19 protein-coding genes and 2 tRNA genes are annotated in these 17,601 nt (G+C 68.0%); 12 read left to right on the top strand and 9 right to left on the bottom strand.

Annotated elements, in window-relative coordinates:
* Positions 1–16 precede the first annotated feature (16 nt).
* Positions 17–889, top strand: coding sequence for a sigma-70 family RNA polymerase sigma factor (locus LTV02_RS10970; protein WP_233039890.1), 873 nt, complete (start codon positions 17–19; stop codon positions 887–889).
* A gap of 134 nt (positions 890–1,023) precedes the next feature.
* The gene (locus tag LTV02_RS10965; RefSeq protein WP_233039889.1) at positions 1,024–1,521 is read left to right on the top strand and encodes a hypothetical protein; all 498 of its coding nucleotides are present in this window, start codon (positions 1,024–1,026) and stop codon (positions 1,519–1,521) included.
* Here the strand turns inward: LTV02_RS10965 and LTV02_RS10960 are convergent, their stop codons facing one another.
* The 7 genes from LTV02_RS10960 to LTV02_RS10930 all read right to left on the bottom strand — a co-directional run bounded on the left by LTV02_RS10960 (position 1,522) and on the right by LTV02_RS10930 (position 8,587).
* A complete protein-coding gene (locus LTV02_RS10960; RefSeq protein ID WP_233039888.1) occupies positions 1,522–2,289 on the bottom strand; it encodes a MerR family transcriptional regulator in 768 nt (255 codons plus the stop codon).
* Positions 2,290–2,321: 32 nt separating this feature from the next.
* Positions 2,322–3,812, bottom strand: a complete 1,491-nt coding sequence (locus LTV02_RS10955) for a flavin-containing monooxygenase (RefSeq protein WP_233039887.1) — start codon at positions 3,810–3,812, stop codon at positions 2,322–2,324.
* Positions 3,809–4,729 carry a ferritin family protein gene (locus LTV02_RS10950; RefSeq protein ID WP_067708987.1) on the bottom strand — a complete coding sequence of 307 codons (921 nt, stop codon included), beginning with the start codon at positions 4,727–4,729 and terminating at the stop codon, positions 3,809–3,811. The genes LTV02_RS10955 and LTV02_RS10950 overlap by 4 nt, the downstream gene beginning before the upstream one ends.
* Entirely contained in the window at positions 4,729–5,625 is an 897-nt protein-coding gene (locus LTV02_RS10945) for an SDR family NAD(P)-dependent oxidoreductase (protein ID WP_233039886.1), read from the bottom strand. Before LTV02_RS10945 ends, LTV02_RS10950 begins: the two co-directional genes overlap by 1 nt.
* Before the next feature lie 2 nt (positions 5,626–5,627).
* Complete coding sequence (locus LTV02_RS10940) at positions 5,628–6,620, bottom strand: alpha/beta hydrolase (RefSeq protein WP_233039885.1); 993 nt, start codon at positions 6,618–6,620, stop codon at positions 5,628–5,630.
* Positions 6,621–6,719: 99 nt separating this feature from the next.
* Entirely contained in the window at positions 6,720–7,481 is a 762-nt protein-coding gene (locus LTV02_RS10935) for a lysophospholipid acyltransferase family protein (protein ID WP_233039884.1), read from the bottom strand.
* A 53-nt stretch (positions 7,482–7,534) separates the two neighbouring features.
* Entirely contained in the window at positions 7,535–8,587 is a 1,053-nt protein-coding gene (locus LTV02_RS10930) for a fatty acid desaturase family protein (protein WP_233039883.1), read from the bottom strand.
* Between the two features lie 301 nt (positions 8,588–8,888).
* On the opposite strand from LTV02_RS10930, the gene LTV02_RS10925 reads away from it, so the two are divergent.
* The 7 genes from LTV02_RS10925 to LTV02_RS10895 all read left to right on the top strand — a co-directional run bounded on the left by LTV02_RS10925 (position 8,889) and on the right by LTV02_RS10895 (position 15,218).
* Positions 8,889–9,242: a hypothetical protein gene (locus LTV02_RS10925; RefSeq protein WP_408639352.1), complete on the top strand. Its 354-nt coding sequence runs from the start codon at positions 8,889–8,891 to the stop codon at positions 9,240–9,242.
* Positions 9,243–9,362: 120 nt separating this feature from the next.
* Positions 9,363–9,992 (top strand): UdgX family uracil-DNA binding protein, encoded by a 630-nt coding sequence (locus tag LTV02_RS10920; protein WP_233039882.1) that lies wholly within the window; start codon positions 9,363–9,365, stop codon positions 9,990–9,992.
* Positions 9,993–10,123: 131 nt separating this feature from the next.
* Positions 10,124–11,200: a glycosyltransferase family protein gene (locus LTV02_RS10915; RefSeq protein WP_233039881.1), complete on the top strand. Its 1,077-nt coding sequence runs from the start codon at positions 10,124–10,126 to the stop codon at positions 11,198–11,200.
* The gene (locus tag LTV02_RS10910; protein ID WP_233039880.1) at positions 11,197–12,312 is read left to right on the top strand and encodes a glycosyltransferase; all 1,116 of its coding nucleotides are present in this window, start codon (positions 11,197–11,199) and stop codon (positions 12,310–12,312) included. Before LTV02_RS10915 ends, LTV02_RS10910 begins: the two co-directional genes overlap by 4 nt.
* Positions 12,309–13,307 (top strand): glycosyltransferase, encoded by a 999-nt coding sequence (locus tag LTV02_RS10905; protein ID WP_233039879.1) that lies wholly within the window; start codon positions 12,309–12,311, stop codon positions 13,305–13,307. Before LTV02_RS10910 ends, LTV02_RS10905 begins: the two co-directional genes overlap by 4 nt.
* Positions 13,304–14,131, top strand: a complete 828-nt coding sequence (locus LTV02_RS10900; protein ID WP_233039878.1) for a glycosyltransferase family 2 protein — start codon at positions 13,304–13,306, stop codon at positions 14,129–14,131. The genes LTV02_RS10905 and LTV02_RS10900 overlap by 4 nt, the downstream gene beginning before the upstream one ends.
* Before the next feature lie 16 nt (positions 14,132–14,147).
* Complete coding sequence (locus LTV02_RS10895; RefSeq protein ID WP_233039877.1) at positions 14,148–15,218, top strand: NAD-dependent epimerase/dehydratase family protein; 1,071 nt, start codon at positions 14,148–14,150, stop codon at positions 15,216–15,218.
* A gap of 44 nt (positions 15,219–15,262) precedes the next feature.
* On the opposite strand, the gene LTV02_RS10890 is transcribed toward LTV02_RS10895, so the two are convergent.
* Positions 15,263–15,350: transfer RNA gene (locus tag LTV02_RS10890), tRNA-Leu, on the bottom strand.
* Between the two features lie 136 nt (positions 15,351–15,486).
* Complete coding sequence (gene mihF / locus LTV02_RS10885) at positions 15,487–15,801, bottom strand: integration host factor, actinobacterial type (RefSeq protein ID WP_067708976.1); 315 nt, start codon at positions 15,799–15,801, stop codon at positions 15,487–15,489.
* A 251-nt stretch (positions 15,802–16,052) separates the two neighbouring features.
* Between mihF and LTV02_RS10880 the strand changes: the two genes are divergently transcribed.
* The 3 genes from LTV02_RS10880 (at position 16,053) to LTV02_RS10870 (ending at position 17,489) form a co-directional block, all read left to right on the top strand.
* A complete protein-coding gene (locus LTV02_RS10880) occupies positions 16,053–16,874 on the top strand; it encodes a tetratricopeptide repeat protein (RefSeq protein WP_233039876.1) in 822 nt (273 codons plus the stop codon).
* 124 nt (positions 16,875–16,998) lie between these two features.
* Positions 16,999–17,316 carry a hypothetical protein gene (locus tag LTV02_RS10875; protein ID WP_233039875.1) on the top strand — a complete coding sequence of 106 codons (318 nt, stop codon included), beginning with the start codon at positions 16,999–17,001 and terminating at the stop codon, positions 17,314–17,316.
* A gap of 85 nt (positions 17,317–17,401) precedes the next feature.
* Positions 17,402–17,489, top strand: a tRNA-Leu gene (locus LTV02_RS10870).
* Positions 17,490–17,601 lie beyond the last annotated feature (112 nt).

The raw sequence follows: 17,601 nt of genomic DNA, 5'->3' as shown, positions 1-17,601 counted from the left end.
CTCTCGAGGAGGAACCGTGCCCGACGCCCTGGCCGACAGTTTCGAACAGCACCGCCCACACCTGCGCGCGGTCGCCCACCGCATGCTCGGCTCGCTCACCGACGCCGACGACGCCGTCCAGGAAGCCTGGCTCCGGCTGGCCCGCACCGGTTCCGCCGAGATCGACAATCTGGGCGGCTGGCTCACCACCGTCGTCGGCCGCGTCTGCCTGGACATGCTGCGCTCACGCAAGACCCGCCACGAGGAACCCCTGGAAGCCGCTCACCTCCCCGACCCGATCATCACCAGCGACTCCACCCCCGACCCCGAACACGAAGCGCTGCTGGCCGATTCGATGGGCCTGGGCCTGCTGATCGTCCTGGAATCGCTGACCCCCGCCGAACGCCTGGCCTTCGTCCTGCACGACATGTTCGCCATGCCCTACGACCAGATCGCCCCCATCATGGACCGCACCCCTCATACCGCGAAGAAGCTCGCCAGCCGAGCCCGCCGCCGCATCCGCGGCGACCTGCCTACCCCCACCCCCGACCGCCACGCCCAGCGCCGCATCGTCGACGCCTTCCTGGCCGCCGCCCGCGAAGGCGACTTCGAAGCCCTCCTCACCCTCCTCGACCCCGACGTGGTCCTGCGCGCCGACTCCGGCACCCTCCGACTGGTCCACGGCGCCTTCGCCGTCGCGAACCTGGCCGAAACCTTCCAGCGCATGGCCACCCGCGCCCACCCCCACCCCGCCCTGGTCAACGGCACCGCAGGCCTGGTCAACACCCTCGACGGCCACCCCTTCTCCATCATGAGCTTCACCGTCGCCGCCGACCGCATCACCGCCATCGACATCTTCTCCGACCAGTCCCGCCTCTCCCACCTGGACCTCACCGCAGTCCTCGGCTGACTCGACGCGCCGCGACCGGATGCTGGGATCGACTGTCGCACTGGGTGTTTCCGGTGTTAACGGCGGGAGTGCCCCCAAAAGCTGGGGTGCTTGCGTCTGCTAATGACTGCGGGGGTGGGGCCGACAGATCGGGCATGAGTGCAACGCAGAGTCACGTTCGCAAGTCGATGCTCGTTCGCGCCGGCGTGGTTGCCACCTCGGCCGCGGCGATCCTGACCGGTTTCGCCGGTCCCGCCACCGCTGTGCCGAGTGATCAGGCCACCATCTTCTCCACCACCGTCACCCGTATCCCGGGTCCCAGCTGTGCCGCGATCATCAATGCCACGGTGGTGCCGCAGCAGCAGTCCGGGGTGTTCGGGGTCAAGGTGCGGATCGTGCAGGACGGGGAGTTCTGCAGTACGTACCGGATCGCGGTGCGCTGGAAGAACCTCGATTCCGGGCTCGCCAGCGGGCAGTCGAATCAGGTGAACGAGCGCGGCGTGGTGCAGCAGGCGCCCGATGGGGTGATCACCGGGTTCGGGATGGGGCCGGGGGCCGGGCGGGTGGAGGCGAAGATCGTCACGCTGTACGACGACGGGTCCCAGCGTGAGCTGGAACAGGTCAGCGGCGCGGCGACGTTCACGCTGGGCTGATCAGTCGGGCTGGGCGCGCCGGCGCGCGGCGGTTTCGAGATAGGCGCCGAGTTCGGCTTCCAGGACCCGATCCAGGGCCTGGTCGAGACCGTCGCGGACGGCGCGGGTGCCCAGATCGCGGAACTGGTTGAGCATCTTGGTGGTTTCGGCGATCTCGGTATCGGTTTCCGGGAGCCAGCCGGGGCCGTGCTCGGCGACTATGTGATCCTTGGCGGCGGTCACCATCAGGCGTGCGATGTCCTCGAGCCGTCCGGCGACCGATTCGTAGAGGTCGATCAGGCCGGGCAGGGTGATGCCGTAGGCGCTGAGCGCGGCGAACGTCTCGACCAGATCGGGCCGGGTCAGTTCGGCGGTCTCGGCGTCCAGGCGGATCAGCCCGAGCTTTTCCAGGCGGCTCAGCTGATCGGCCTCGACCTGATGCTCGTCGGTGTCGCCGAAGAAGGTGTTCACCAGCTCCCGCGGAATCGCCATGGGCGCATCGGGTTTGCCCCAGGTGGTGGTGACCGCCTGCTGCAGCCCCAGCACTTCCGACAGATCCTTGCCGGTCTCCCAGCTGGTGATGAAATCGCCGATGTGCGCGATGGTGAACCCGCGCTGCAGCAACGCGTCGATGATGCGCAGCCGCGCCAGATGCGTGTCGTCGTAGATCAGGGCGCGGCCGCTGCGCCGCTCGGGCGTGGGCAGCAGGCCGCGTTCCTGATAGGCCCGCACATTGCGGGCGGTGGTGCCGGCGGCACGGGCGAGATCGTCGATGCGGTAGTCCGCCACCTGTGTCGCACCCGCCCTTTCCGCTGCGCCGATTACCTGGTGTCGACAGTATCCCGGGGAGTCAGCTCGAAATCAGCCAGGTCGACCCCGGCGAGCTGCCGGGCGTACTGGGTGCCGAACCCCGGGTACATGGTGGCATTGAAACCGTCCTCGGTGAGATACCAGCTGCGGCAACCCGAATTCCAGGTGGTCGCCGACAACCGCCGCTGAATTCCGGCGTTGTAGCGGTCCTGCCGATCGCGGCGCGGTTCCAGCATGCGCAGATCCCGGTCGAGAATGAGCCGGATCGCATCGGTCAGATAGTCGATCTGCGCCTCCATGTACACCAGCGCCGAATTGTGCCCCGGCCCGGAATTCGGCCCGAAGGTCAGGAACAGATTCGGATAGCCCGCCACCGTGACGCTCTTGAAAGCGTATGCGCCGCCCCGCCATTCATCAGCCAGCACCCGGCCGCCGCGCCCCGTCACCGGAATCGGCGTGCCCTGTTTGGACACCTCGAACCCGGTCGCGAACACGATGCAGTCGAAGCGGTGCTCGATCCCCTCGGCGGTGCGAATCCCGTGCGGCGACAATTCCGCGATGGGCCAGGTGATGAGTTTGCAGTTCTCGCGCTGCAACGCCGGGTAGTAGTCGCTGCTCATCAGCAGCCGCTTGCAGCCGGCCCGGAAATCCGGGGTGAGCTGACGGCGCAGCCACGGATCACGCACCTGACTCCGCAAGTGCAGCAGTGATATCCGCTCCACCACCCGGGTCAATGGCGTATTCCACACCACCCCGAGCGCCACCGATTCGTGCCCCCAGAACCAGGCCTCGCGCGCCAGCGACTGCGCGGCGGGCACCTGCCGGTAGAGCTGCTTGGTGACCGGATTGGTGCGCCGGTTCAGTCGCGGCAGCACCCAGCCGGGCGTGCGCTGGAACACCTTCACCGATGCGGCCCGCTCCACCAGCTCCGGAATGATCTGCACCGCACTGGCTCCGGTGCCGACCACGGCGACCTTCTTACCCGCGAAGTCGTAGTCGTGATCCCAGCGGGCACTGTGAATCTTGTGCCCCTGGTAGCTGTCGATTCCGGGCAGATCCGGGAATCCGGCATTGGACAGCGGCCCCGAGGCGAGCACGATACTGCGCGCCTTCACCTTCCGCCGACCGGCCGCGAAACCGATGCTCCACAATCCCGAGGTCTCGTCGAATTCCACTCCGGTGACGGTGTGCCCGAACCGGATCGAGGGTCCGATACCGAACTCCTCGACCATGGAATCGATATATCCGAGGATTTCCGCACTGCCGGAGTAGGTGTGCGACCAGTTCGGATTCGGCGCGAAACTATAGGAGTAGAGCCGCGACGGAATATCGCAGGCCGCGCCGGGATAGGTATTGTCCCGCCAGGTCCCGCCGACCCGATCACCGCGCTCGAAGATCAGGAAGTCGCTGACGCCCTTCTGCCGCAATCGAATAGCGGCCCCGATCCCCGCGAACCCGGCCCCGATGATCGCCACGTCCAGTGGCTTGACCGCCGCGCTCATGCGACCGGCTCGTAGGTGAGTTCCTGCGACCAGGTCGGTTCGGCGGGCAGCAGCCGCTCGGGAATGCGGGCGGTCAGCTTCACCATGGCATCGGCGAACAGGTGATAGGGATGGTCCCGGTTGATCACCCAATTGCTGTGCATCTTGACGATCCGGTACATGGGCACCCGATTGGCGAGCGGGGTGCGCTCCCCCACCTGCTTGAACCGGAGCATCGCCGCGTACAGCTTCTCCTCGTTCACGCCCATCTCGACGATATTGTCGCGCATCTTGTTCAGCAGCGGCACATAGCTGAGCACGCCGATCAGCAGCGACGGTTTGATCCACCCGCCCACCAGATCGATGGCGAGTTTGCGGGCGCCGGCGTGCCCGAGCAGTTCCATGACCGCGTAATCGGTGGCCAGATGCCGCGATTCGTCATTGTTGATCCGCTTGAACACCTCCTGCGCGACCGGATCCTCGATCTCGTCGGTGATGAACTTGATCAACGCACCGTCCAGCGCCACCTCGAGCATGGGAATGACGGTGCCCAGGAACGACAGCGACATACCGTCGGCGTGCTTGTCCAGGAAGTCGATGACCAGCTTCACATTGATGTTCGGGGCCGGGATCTCATCGCCGTCGAGCATCCCCCAGCGCCGCATGAGCGCCAGTTCGGCATTGGCGTGCCGCTGTTCCTCGGCGTGGAAGTACCGGTAGATCTCGGCCAGGACCGGGGTCGGCGCCTTCTTGGCCATGGCCGCGAACCCGCGCGCCCCCACATTCTCGATCCACATGAGATCGGCCAGGAACGGTTTGAGCTTGGCGTGCAGTTCCGGCTCGATGAGCTCGGCTCCCGGTGCGTCCCAGTCGATATCGGCCAGCGCCCACTGCTTGGACTTGATCTTGGCCAGCATGGCGTCGAAATCGAACGACATCAGCGGACTCCTGTCTTCTCGATGGTCGCGCCGGCCGGATCGTCCTGCGGCAGGACACGATTCAGCACGCCGAGCGCGCGGGTGTAGAGGGCGGGGAAATGCCGTTTCAGCTGCCAGACGAGCTGGGCGTCCAGCTGCGGCAGCACATACAGCGCACCCCGGTCGTGGGCGTCGAGCGTGGTGGCGGCGACGCGCTCGGGTGAGAAACCGGTCCGGCGCATGAGTTCGCCCGCCAGGCGCGAGGATCCGGAGGTGATGCGGCCGTCGGCGACCACATTCGTCTTGACGAAGGTCGGGCACAGTGCGGTGACCGTGACCCCGGTGCCGGACAATTCGGCGGCCATGGTCTCCGACAGCGACACCACGCCCGCCTTGGATACGTTGTACGCGGCCATCCCCGGCGCGGCCGCGAACCCGGCCGCCGAGGCGACATTGATGATCCCGCCCCGTCCGGCCGCCCGCAGCTGCGGCGCGAAGATCTCGCACCCGTGCACCACACCCCACAGATTGATGCCCAGCGCCCACCGCCAATCGTCCAACCCGATGTCGCCCACCGGTTTTCCGCCGATGCCGACCCCGGCATTGTTGATCACCAACGTGGGCGGCCCGCCGAACACCAGTTCCGCGTGCAAGGCCAAGCTCTCCACGTCCTCACGACGTGACACGTCACAGAACAGGGAATGCGCGGTACGGCCGTGCTCGCGTTCGATCAGCCGCACCGTCTCATCGGCGCGTTCCTTGTCGATATCCGCACACAGCACCTCCCCGCCCCGCGCGGCCAGCTCGAGCGCGAACGCCCGGCCGATACCGCTGCCGGCTCCGGTGACCACCGCCTTCGCATGGTGGGAGCGCCGCGGTCCGCCCAGCGCCAGGGCGATTTCGCCGATCGGCCACATGATCAGACCGCCGTTTCTGTAGTGAGTGAAACCTGTTGTGTCAGTGCGGTAGTCACGAACTTCGCGGCACGCCGCACCGCATCGGATGCCTCGGGCGCCAGCAGCGGCAGTGCCTGGAAAACGTGGATCCGGCCCGGCCACAGTTCGAGTTCGCAGGGCGTTCCGGCGGCCGCGGCCATCGCATCGATCTGCCGGGCGTCGTCGGCCAGCATCTCCCCCGCGCTGGCCTGCACGAACAATGGCGGCAGCAGCGCGCCGGCCGGAACGGTCAGGCGCAAGCGCGGCGAATCGGCCGGAACCTCGCCGGTGTATTTGGCGATGAGCCTGCGCCCCACCCACGCCGGCGCCATCGGATCGGGCAGTACCCGATCCCGCTTCTCGGCCAGCGTCAGCGTCGGATCCAGCAGCGGTGAGAACATGAAAGCCCCGGCGGGTTGCGCCGCTCCCGCCGCGTGGCGCTGCAACAGCAGATCCAGCGTGAGATGGCATCCTGCCGAATCCCCGCCGATGACAAGGTTTTCCGCGCGGTACCCCTGCGCGAGCAGCCACTGGAATCCCGCCGCCGCGTCCTCGGCCGCGGCCGGAAAGGGATGCTCGGGCGCGAGCCGGTAGTCGACCACGAACACCGCGAGGCCGGTGGCCTTCGACAGCCGCGAGGCCAGACCGCGATGCGTTCGTGCCGAACACACCACGTACCCGCTGCCGTGGATGTAGTAGATGGCGCGCTCGCTGTGCTCGACCCCGGCCGCGCGCACCCACTCCCCGCGCACGTCCCCGGCCCGGACCTGGGTTACCCGCGTCCCCGGCAGGGTGGGCCCGAATGCCCCCATGATCCCGGCGATCAAGCCCCGCCCGGCCGCGATCCCCAGCCGATTATCCGGCAATAACGCATTGACCTGCCGCAACCCCAGCACCGATGCCGTTGCGGCGACCCGCGTGCGCATCGATGCCCGGTCCGGCACTTCCGTGGCGACCCGGGGTAAGGAGGTCGCCATTGACCCGCTTCTCGTCATACGCCACAGCATCACCGACCAATGTGCCATTAGTCAATGGCAGATATGTGATCGGTTCGCGATACCCCCGCTACCAGGGGCTCAGTAGGCGGCGACCGCTCCGTCGAGCGCGGCTTGCAGTTGCGTGTGGGCCAGGCGCGTGATGTCGGCGGGCTGGGACGGCAGTTCGCCGATCGGCATCTCGAAGAAGAAGCTCGCCGACCGGACGTCCGCTTTGCTCAGTTCGGCGGCGGGATCCGGGCGGGGGCCGTAGCTGAGTCCGAGGCTGACCAGCACCGGATCCGCGCCGAGTGTGCGTGCGCGACAGACGATGTGGCCGATGCCGCCGCCCAGTTCGAGCACCCGGGTGTGGTAGAGGTAGTTGCAGGTGCCCTCGGGGAACAGGGCGATGCTGTCGCCGCGCGCCAAGACAACCGCGCAGGTGTCGATCAAGCGTTCCGACGCGGCGTTGACCGAGGCGCTTTCGTGGTCCTTGCTGCGGAAGACCGGCAGGCCGCCCATCATGTCCAGGGTGCCCCGCATTTTCCGGTCGGCGAACACTTCGTGCTTGGCCAGCACCCGGGTGTGCCCGATCACGGGGCGCAATGGGCTGCGCCAGGCCGCCGCGCTCACCGTGTAGGGGTCCTTCTCCGACAGGTGGTTGATCGAGATGATCAATGGTCGGCCTGCGGAGATGAAGTCCCGCAAGGCTTTCCGGGCACCGTCCGCGTAGTGCACGCGCGGCTGGAATCGACGCCCGAGCAACCAGTACGCGGCTTTCGCTTTCACCAGATTCTGTCGATGATCGCGGTAATAGTCGTACACGGCGTCGGTGTTTTCGAGGCTGACCTCGGGCGGTTCCATGACCACAGCGTATCGCCAGCAAATAAGTGGTGATCGCCGCGCGGCGCCGGTGGTCAGCGGTCGGCGGCGCGGAGCGGTGCACCCACTTCGTGCAGGTGTTTCAGCGCCTCGCGGTAGGAGGAGATCAGCCCGGTCTCGTGGTAGGCGACGCCGATCTCGGCGCAATAGGCGCGGACGATCGGCTGGGCCCGGCGCAGGTTCGGGGTGGGCATGCTCGGGAACAGGTGATGCTCGATCTGATAGTTGAGCCCACCGAGAGCGATATCGGTGAACGTCCCGCCGCGCACATTGCGCGAGGTCAGGACCTGCCGGCGCAGATAGTCGGGGCGCTCGTTCCCGGTCAGTGTCGGCATGCCTTTGTGGTTCGGGGCGAAGATGCAGCCCATGTACAGCCCGAACAGTGCCTGATGCACCACGAAGAACGCGACCGCTTTGTCCGCCGGCAGCACCACCGCGAGCGCCGCCAGATACGCGATCGCATGAACCAGCAGCAACCCGCCCTCCAGCCCGCGATGCTTCAGCGACCGCCGCCGCAGCGCCCGGACACCGGCGACATGCAGATTGAGCCCCTCCAGCAACAGCAACGGAAAGAACAGAAAAGCCTGCGCCCGCCCGATGATTCGAGCCAACCCCCGGCTACCCCGGGCCTGGCGTTGCGACCAGACCAGAATGTCCGGCGCCACATCCGGATCGAGTTCCTCGTGATTGGGATTGGCGTGATGCCGCGTGTGCTTGTCCTGCCACCAGCCGTACCCCAACCCGATCCCCGCGTTCCCGACCACCCGCCCCGCGATCTCCGTGGGCCGCCGCGTCCGAAACACCTGCCGATGCGCCACGTCGTGCATGACGAGCGCGACCTGAGCGAATGCCACCGCCAGGAACGCGGCCACCGCGAGCGTCCACCACGAGTCGCCGACCAGCACGAATGCCGCCCACCCGCCGATGAAGGCGAACCCGACCAGGCTCAGCCGAATCGCGTAATAGCGTGGCCGCCGCTCCATCAGCCCCGCTGCGGAGACCCGGCGCAGCAGTCGAGCGTAATCGCCGTCGGCGCCGCGTCGAGAGGACGTCGGAGACGGCTCGGGAACCAAGGCAGATGTCGTCATGGGATCTTTCCTGAGAGCTGAATCAGCGATACTCCCCGCCACTCGTAATCCGCTGCGGGGATTGACGATTCGAAGCTATCGACCGGATTCTCGTCCGTTGTAGTACCGCGGTACGGCACGGCATCCCCCTGTGGCGTGAGGCCACCCCGGACAACCCGCCGCGCCCCTGTAACGCACAACGGCCGGTTTGTGACGTAAGTCACGTAAGGGCGGTCCGTGGCACGTGCGACGGTCCGCCGAAGCTCGAATTTCGCGTGGGCCTATCAGGGTCGGGGTATCGAACCCCACGCTGATGGAGGTCGTGATGAGATCGCTCGGCAAGAAGACGCTGATCAGCCTGTCGGCAGCCACGCTGCTCGGCTCGGCGGCACTGATGGGCGCCGCGCCCGCGGCAGCGGACCCGTGGCAGGACCCATGGCAAACGGAATGCAATGCCTACCCCGTGAACAACACCTCGGCGTATTCGACGTGCAACTGGTTCGGCCGGCAGCACCAGGTCAAGATCCAATGCCGCTACTGGTGGGGCTGGTTCGGCAGCAGCTGGGCCACGTACGAACGGCGCGGCCCGGTCGTGTGGGGCCCGCAGCAGTCGTGGGCGCACTGCGACACCCCCGGCACGCTGCAAAGCTGGGAGGTCGTGACCTACTGGTGGTAGCGGAAGGCCCGCGTGCCGTCGCATTCGATGGCACGCCGGAGTCCGGAATCATCGAATACCGCCGCGCATAGCGGGTAGATCGCCGGTGACCACCAACGTCGAGCGGCGAAGGAGACGCCTGTGCGGGCACCCGGCGCGGCGGAGTACGTCCCAACCGGCGCGGATATCGCCGACCTGCGCGCGGCCGCCCGCGCCTGCCACGGCTGCGACCTCTACCGCCACGCGACCCAAACCGTCTTCGGCGAAGGCCCCGCCTCCGCCGACGTGGTCATGGTCGGTGAACAGCCCGGTGACCACGAGGATATCGACGGCCACCCCTTCGTCGGCCCCGCCGGCCGGCTACTCGACCGCGCCCTGGCCGAGGCCGGTATCGATCGCGACCGCCTGTACTTGACCAACGTGGTCAAACACTTCAAATTCGAAGAACGCGGCAAACGGCGAATCCACAAACAGCCCGGCCGCACCGAGATCGTGGCCTGCTCACCCTGGTTCGACGCCGAAATCGACGCCGTCCGGCCACAATTGGTGGTCTGCCTGGGCGCGGTCGCCGCACACGCCGTGCTCGGCCCCACCTTCAAGATCACCGCCGAACGCGGCGAAACCCATACGGCCGAACGGTTTTCGGTGATCGCCACGGTGCACCCGTCCGCGGTCCTGCGCGCCCCCGACCGCACCGCGGCCTACGCGGATTTCGTCCGGGACCTGCGCCGGGTCGAGGCAGCGATCCGGGGCCTGCGCGGCAACGCGTAGGACCTTCCTCGCCATTACGAGAGATCCTCCACATCACTGCGAGCTCCCGCAGTTTGCTGCGCGTCCGCTCGGGTAGCTCCAAGCAAGATCGAGATCGGGTTCGGTGGTCTTGCGCGAACGGAGGGAACGAGATGGCGCTGCTCGCATCACCGGGCCTGATCCGCGTGGCATCGGTACCGGCGTCCCATGTGTACGTGCGCCATCTGTCACCGGTGCACGGCCGCGACACGGTGATCCGCCTGGCCGATCCGGCGCCCGCCGACGGCCGTAAGGTACCCGGCGGCTGGTGGCCGCCGGTCATGCTCGAACCCGGCTGGATTCGCGAGCACCATGCTGAATTCGACCTCTTCCACATCCATTTCGGGTTCGACGCCGTACCGCCCCGCACGCTCGGCGAGATCATCGAGCTGCTGCGCGCCTACCGGAAGCCGCTGGTGTACACCGTCCACGACCTGCGCAATCCGCATCAACCCGATCCGGCGTCCCACGATCGCCTGCTCGACACGCTGATTCCCGCGGCCGACGCTTTGATCACCCTCACCCCGGGCGCCGCCGCAACCATCGCGCGACGATGGGAACGCGCCGCCCAGGTCCTGGCGCACCCGCACGTGGTCACACCGGAACTGATGCGCGCGGCCCGCCCGCGCGAGCGCCGGTTCGTGGTGGGCGTGCACGTGAAGAGCTTGCGCGCGAACATGGATCCGCTGCCGGTGCTCGAGACCCTGTGCGAAACGGTTCCGGCCCTGCCCGGCGGTGAATTGCGCATCGACGTCCACGACGAACTGTTCGAACCGGGTAACCACTGGTACGACCCGGAGACCGGCGACGCCCTGCGGGCGCTGGGCGAACGGCCCGGCGTGCGGGTCAGCGTGCACCCGTACTTCACCGACGCGGAACTGTGGCAATACCTTTCGTCACTGACCGTCTCGGTGCTGCCGTACCGGTTCGGCACCCATTCCGGCTGGCTCGAGGCGTGCCACGACCTGGGCACCGCTGTCGTCGCGCCCGATTGCGGCTTCTACCATCAGCAACGGCGCTGCGCCGTCTACGGATTCGACGAGCGGCGGTTCGATCCCGGCTCGCTGCGGCGGGCGATCATCGAGACCTATCGTGCGCCCGCGCCGCGCGCGAACTGGCCGGAGCGCCGGGCCGAACGCGAGTCGATCGCGGTCGCGCACCGGCGCCTGTACGAAAGCCTGCTGCGGTGAGCGCGCGAGCGCGTCCCGGTTTGCGCATCGCGGTGGTGGCCTCGAACCGGTATCCGATCGTGCAGCCGTTCGCGGGCGGTCTCGAATCGCACCTCTGGCATCTGACCCGCGCCCTGCACCACGACGGGCACCGGGTCACGCTGTTCGCGGCCCCGGGGAGCGATCCGGGTCTGGGCGCGGAATCGCTTCCGGTGCAGACGATCCGGGTCAGCGCGGCCGCCGCCGGTGACGTCTCCATGCCGCCGGAGCCCTTCCTGGCCGATCACCACGCCTACCTCGACCTGATGATGGAACTCGCCGCCGACGACGGCCGCCGGTTCGACGTGATCCACAATCACAGCCTGCACTATCTGCCCGTCGCCATGGCTCCCTCGCTGACGGTGCCGATGCTGACCACACTGCATACGCCGCCGACGCCGTGGCTCGAATCGGCGGTCACCGTAACCGGCGGCGCCGGTTCGCGATTCGTCGCCGTCAGCCGGCACACCGCGGATTCGTGGCGGCATGTGCTGCCGGACGTGGACATCATCAGCAACGGCATCGACCTGAACGCTTGGCCGCCGGGATCCGGCGGGACCGATCTGATCTGGTCGGGTCGCATCGTCCCGGAGAAGGGCACGCATCTGGCGATCGAGGCCGCGCGGCTGGCCGGGCGGCGCCTGCACCTGGCCGGGCCGATCGGGGACGTCCGCTATTTCCGTGAGCAGATCGCACCGAGACTAGGTGCACGAGCGCTCTATCACGGTCACCTGGAGTCCGGACCGCTTGCGGCACTGCTCGGTTCGTGCGCCGCCGCCCTGGTCACGCCGGTATGGGACGAACCGTACGGGCTGGTGGTGGCCGAGGCGCTGGCCTGCGGCACCCCGGTGCTCGCCTTCGCGCGCGGCGGCATTCCGGAGCTCATCGACGCCAGTTGCGGGCGGCTCGTCGCACCCGGCGATACGGCCGCGATGGCCGCGGCGGTCGCGGAAACCGTTCGCCTGCCCCGACCGCAGGTACGCCGGCGGGCCGTGCACGCCTGCGGTCACCGCCGCACGACCGACGCCTATGTGCGCCGCTACCTCGCCCTCGCGGGATCGGCGGCGGCTGCGGGCGGGGTGGCGCTGGCATGATCGGCTACTACATCCACCACCAAGGCCACGGACATCTGATGCGGGCGCGCGCGGTGTGCGAACAGCTCGACGCACCGGTCACGGCGTTGACCTCTCTGCCGGATGCGACGGGACCGTTCCACCGCGTGCTGCGGCTGCCGTCCGACGACGGTGCTTCGGATCCGCGGGATGTCACCGCCTCGGGCACCTTGCACTGGGTGCCGCGGCACGATCCGGGACTCCGGGCTCGCATGGCCGCCATCGCCGGGTGGATCGCCGCCGTGCGACCCGAGGCCCTGGTCACCGATGTATCCGTCGAAGTCGCTCTGCTGGCCCGGTTGCACGGCGTTCCCGTGATCACGATGGTCCTGCCCGGCACCCGCACCGACCCGCCCCATCACCTGGTGCACGAGCTGTCCGACGCGCTGATCGCGGCCTGGCCGCGCGAGCTCTACCGGCCCGCATGGCTGCGGCGGCACGAGCACAAGACCCATTACGTCGGCGGGATCACGCGTTTCGCCGCTCCCGCGTTCTCGCCCGTGGCCCGTCCCCGCGCGCACCGGCCCACCGTCATGATCATCTCCGGCTCGGGCGGTGACGCCTTCGACACCTCCGCCGTCGAGGCGGCCGCGCGCGATCATCCGCACTATCGCTGGCGCACAGCCGATTCGGCCCACTGGGTAGACGATCTGTGGCCCCAGCTGTGCGCGGCCGACCTCGTCGTCGCCCGCGCCGGACAGGGCACCATCGCGGATATCGCGGCCGCCGCGCGCCCGGCGCTGGTCATCCCGGCACCGCGCCCGTTCGGCGAACAACACGCCACCGCGCACACCCTCGAAACCGCCGGTCTGGCAACGGTTTCCCGCACCTGGCCCACCCCGGCCGAATGGCCCGGCCTGCTCGCGCGCACGGCGATGCTCGACGCCCGGCGCTGGCGAGCGTGGGAGACGGAGGGCGCGGCCGAACGGTCCGCCGCCATCATCGACGCCGTCCGCCGCACCGCCCTCGCGTCATGAGAACCGCACTCATCACCATCGCGGCGCAGCGAATCAGCCACCTGCGCAACCAGATCGAGGCCGTGACACTGAGCGATCGCAGCCCCGACGACTACATCGTCGTAGCCATGAACGACCCCGACGTGCTCGACACCGTCCGCGATGGGCCCGCCCGCGGCATATCGATGCCGGCCCGCGCACCGCTCCCCCTGGCCGCCGCCCGCAATCTCGGCGCCCGCACCGCCCTGCGGCACCATGCCGAGCTGCTGATCTTCCTGGACGTGGACTGCATGCCGGACCACCGGACCATCGCCCGATACCACGAGGTATGCGCCGGCGACCCCGACGCCGACACGCTGCTGTGCGGGCCGGTCACCTACCTGCCGCCACCCCCGGATCCCGGATACGACCTCCGCGCGCTGCCCCGGCTCCGCGACCCGCACCCGGCTCGCCCCGCACCCGCTGACGACCAGGTACTGACCGGGGCCGACCCCAACCTGTTCTGGTCCCTATCCTTCGCCGTGACCGCCCGAACCTGGTGCAGGACAGGCGGATTCGACACCCGATACCGCGGCTACGGCGCGGAGGACACCGACTTCGCCTACCGCGCAGCGCAAGCCGGCATCGACATCCGGTGGATCGGCGGTGCGCATTCCTATCATCAGCACCATCCCGTCTCGAACCCACCCACAGAACACCTCTCCGACATCCTGACCAACGCCCGCATCTTCTTCAGCCGCTGGGGCCGCTGGCCGATGCGCGGCTGGCTCGACGAGTTCACCCGCCTCGGTCTGCTCGAACACGTCGGCGGAACCCGCGGCTGGACACCGGTCAACACCCGATGAAGCGGGACAGGGAGAAATGAAGGTTGTCATCACCGGCGCTACCGGCAACATAGGCACCGCGCTCCTGCGGGCGCTGAGCACCGACGACATGGATCTGATCGGTATCGCCCGGCGCGAACCGCCACCCGTGCACCCCTATGACCGTGTGCGCTGGATCCGTTGCGATATCGGCTCGCCCGATGCCCTCCGCACCCTGCGCACGGAATTCGCCGGCGCCACCACCGTGGTGCACCTGGCCTGGGCCATCCATCCGCGATCGACGGACCCGCCCCGACAGCGGACCAACCGGACCGGCAGCGCCAATGTCCTGGCCGCGGCAGCCGATACCGCAGTCCCGCAACTGATCTGCGTCTCGTCCGCAGCCGCCTACACACCGGCCGCCCGCTGGGACACCGTCTCCGAGACGTGGCCCCTGCACGGCGTGCCGGCCAGCGCTTACAGCCGCGACAAGGCAGTGCTGGAATCCCAGCTCGATCGATTTCAGCAAGTACATCCATCGACGAGGATCGTCCGTTTGCGCCCCGGCGGCGTGCTCCAGCCGGATGCGGCAGCGGAACTTGCGAATTGGGCACTGCCGCCGTGGTTCCCGCGCTCCCTCATCGGCCGCGCGATCCTGCCGATTCCAGCCTGGAAGGGCCTGCGCTTACAGGTCGTGCACGCGGACGACGTCGCCGCGGCAGTGCGAGCGGCCCTCACACAGCGAGCCGCCGGCGCCTTCAACCTCGCCGCCGACCCGGTGCTCACCGCCGATCAGCTCGCACACCTCTTCGGCGGCTTCCGGCTCCCGATGCCACGCCGTGTGCTGACGGCTGCGGCGCTGGCAAGCTGGCGAATCGGCGCCCAACCGCTGCACCCCGGCTGGCTGACCCTGGCCGACCGAGTGGCATTGCTCGACACCGCCAAAGCCCGAACGGAACTGGGCTGGACTCCACAGCACGATTCCGAGACGACAGCCCGTGCACTCGGCGCCGCACTCCGCACCCATCGAACCGGCCCGAGTGCACCCCTGGCACCCACCCGCCCACGATTCCGCCTCGGCGCACCGACCCACCAGAGCCAGCGCGAAGATCGCGGCGAGAGGGGTTGAAACGAAAGCGAGGGTTCCTTTCGTTGAAAGGAACCCTCGCTCTGTGGTGTCCGGAGGGGGACTTGAACCCCCACGCCCTAATACGGGCACTAGCACCTCAAGCTAGCGCGTCTGCCATTCCGCCACCCGGACCGGTGGTGCTCAGCAAGGTTATCGGATCAGACCGTGTGGACCAAATCGGCCTGTTTCCTGCGGGTTTGTCGAACCTGTGCGAGGCCGGGAGTGGTTGCCGCCGGGCCGGATTCCGGCCGGCGGCGACCTCCTGGCATCAGGCGTTCAACGCCTCCAGCAGTGCGGCGCGCTGGCGCGAGCCGAGTCCGCCGATGCGACGATCGGCGGGGATCTCCGCCTCGTCCATCAGCTTGGCGGCCTTGACCGGGCCGATGCCCGGCAGGGCCTTGATGACCGCGGCCACCTTCGTCTTCTTGACCAGGTCCTCCTTGTCGGCACGCTTGAGGACCTCGGCCAGGCTGACCGACCCCTTCTTGACCTGCGCGATCAACTCGGAGCGCGCCTTGCGCACCGCGGCGGCCTTGGCCAGCGCCTCGGAGCGTTGTTCGGGGGTCATGGTGGGCAGAGCCATATGTCCTTACCTTTCACTCGTTCGCTGGTACGTCGCCGACGAGTAAACAGGACACCGGCCGCCACGCGGTTACGACACACCGCGCGGACCAGGGGAACTACTCCAGCGATCCCGCTTAGAGCCTCCGAAAACGCAGGTCGTCCGACCAGAAGTTAGCTGGCATGGACACCTGGCAAATACCGGGTTCAACCTGCGTCGCAGGGGCTACGGTGGGCCGCGACAGCACGTGCGCACCGGTGGAAGGCGGGGCAATGAAGGGGTCGTACTCGTACGCCGAACCGGTATCGACCGCGCCGCCCCTGGCCGACTGCTACAGCGGTGGCGAGCCGCTGACCTGGAACGGAGCCAAGGTCTATCCGCTGCACAGCGCACCGATCGGGCTCTCCCCCACCACCGTGAGCCTGAATCTGCGGGCCGTCGCGCCGCGTCGCGGGGTGCGGAGTCTGGGCATCGGGCTAGCGGTGGACGCCGGTCATGTGCTGCTGAGCGGTCGCCAGTTGATGGGGGTTGACGTCTGGAGTGATGCCATGACCGGCGGCATCGACCTGCAGGTGTGCCCGACCGCCGACGCCGTCATCACCCTGACCCCGGTCTGGGTGGACGACACCGGCGCGGTGCTGTCGTGGTCGGGCAATTACGGCATGCTCGTCACCCGCGAATCCGCCTGCACGGTCCTGCACTGCAGCACCGGCGTCGGTCCCCCGGATTTCGGTGAACTGGTCGTCGAACTGACCACCGCGACCACCCCGCCGCCGCCCGAACCGCCCGCCGAACTCGGCCGCTACCAGGGCGCGCTCTACGACCTCGGCGTGGCCATGCACGGTCGCGGCGAAGTCCAGCAGGCATGCGAATTATGGCGTCAGGCAGCAAGTTTCGGCCACACCGGCGCCGCCTACGATCTCGGTGTGGTTCGTTTCCGGCAGGGTGAATTCGCCGAAGCCGAACGCTATTGGCGCAGCGCCGCCCACGACGGTGACGTCCGCGCCATGGCCGGCCTGGCCGCCGTGCTGGAACGCCGCGGCAATATCAGCGAAGCCCGCGTCTGGCGAGCCGCCGGTGCCGCCGAACAGTGACGCAACTCACACATATCCGGCGAATATCAGGGTCCAGCCAGGATTGTCGCCGGGTCGCGGCGCTCTACGCTGACGGGCGATCGCGCCGACCCCCTCCGGCGCGCCACGATCCGAAGGACTGACCATGACCACCCTGCGCTGGGCCACCGCCGCGGCCGCCGCCACCTTCGCCGTGACCCTGCTGTCCGGCTGCTCCGACGTCGAGAAGGCCCTCAACAAGGGCGGCGACACCAAATGCAGCGAGTATCTGACCCAGAGCGCCGACACCCAGCGCGTCACCGTCACCAAGTTCATCAAGCAGCAGTCCGGTGACGAATCCGAACCCGCAGGCGTGACAGTCGATTTCACCATGGCCTCCGTGCAAGCCCTCTGCAAGGTCCAAGCCAACGGCGACACCCAGATCAAGAACGCTGACATCGCAGGCATTTTCGTCAAGAAATAACCCCGGCACCCAGGCTACGCCGCAGGTCAGACCATCGATTTCCGTTCTGCGGCAAGCCTCGGCTAATCTTTGTGTCACATCACCGGTCCGGGTGGCGGAATGGCAGACGCGCTAGCTTGAGGTGCTAGTGCCCGTATTAGGGCGTGGGGGTTCAAGTCCCCCTCCGGACACCACGCATCCCGAATCCCTCTGCATCGCAGAGGGATTCGGTGTTTCTCCGGTCGTATCGGCTGCCCGCTCGAAGTCTTCCAGGTGGACCCGTCCGCCCGTGGCGGTAGCGAAACG

It is taken from the genome of Nocardia yamanashiensis (genome assembly GCF_021183565.1).
Taxonomy (GTDB): domain Bacteria; phylum Actinomycetota; class Actinomycetes; order Mycobacteriales; family Mycobacteriaceae; genus Nocardia; species Nocardia yamanashiensis.
The sequence above is the reverse complement of the archived record's forward strand: the minus strand, read 5'-3'. Positions and strand labels throughout refer to the sequence as shown.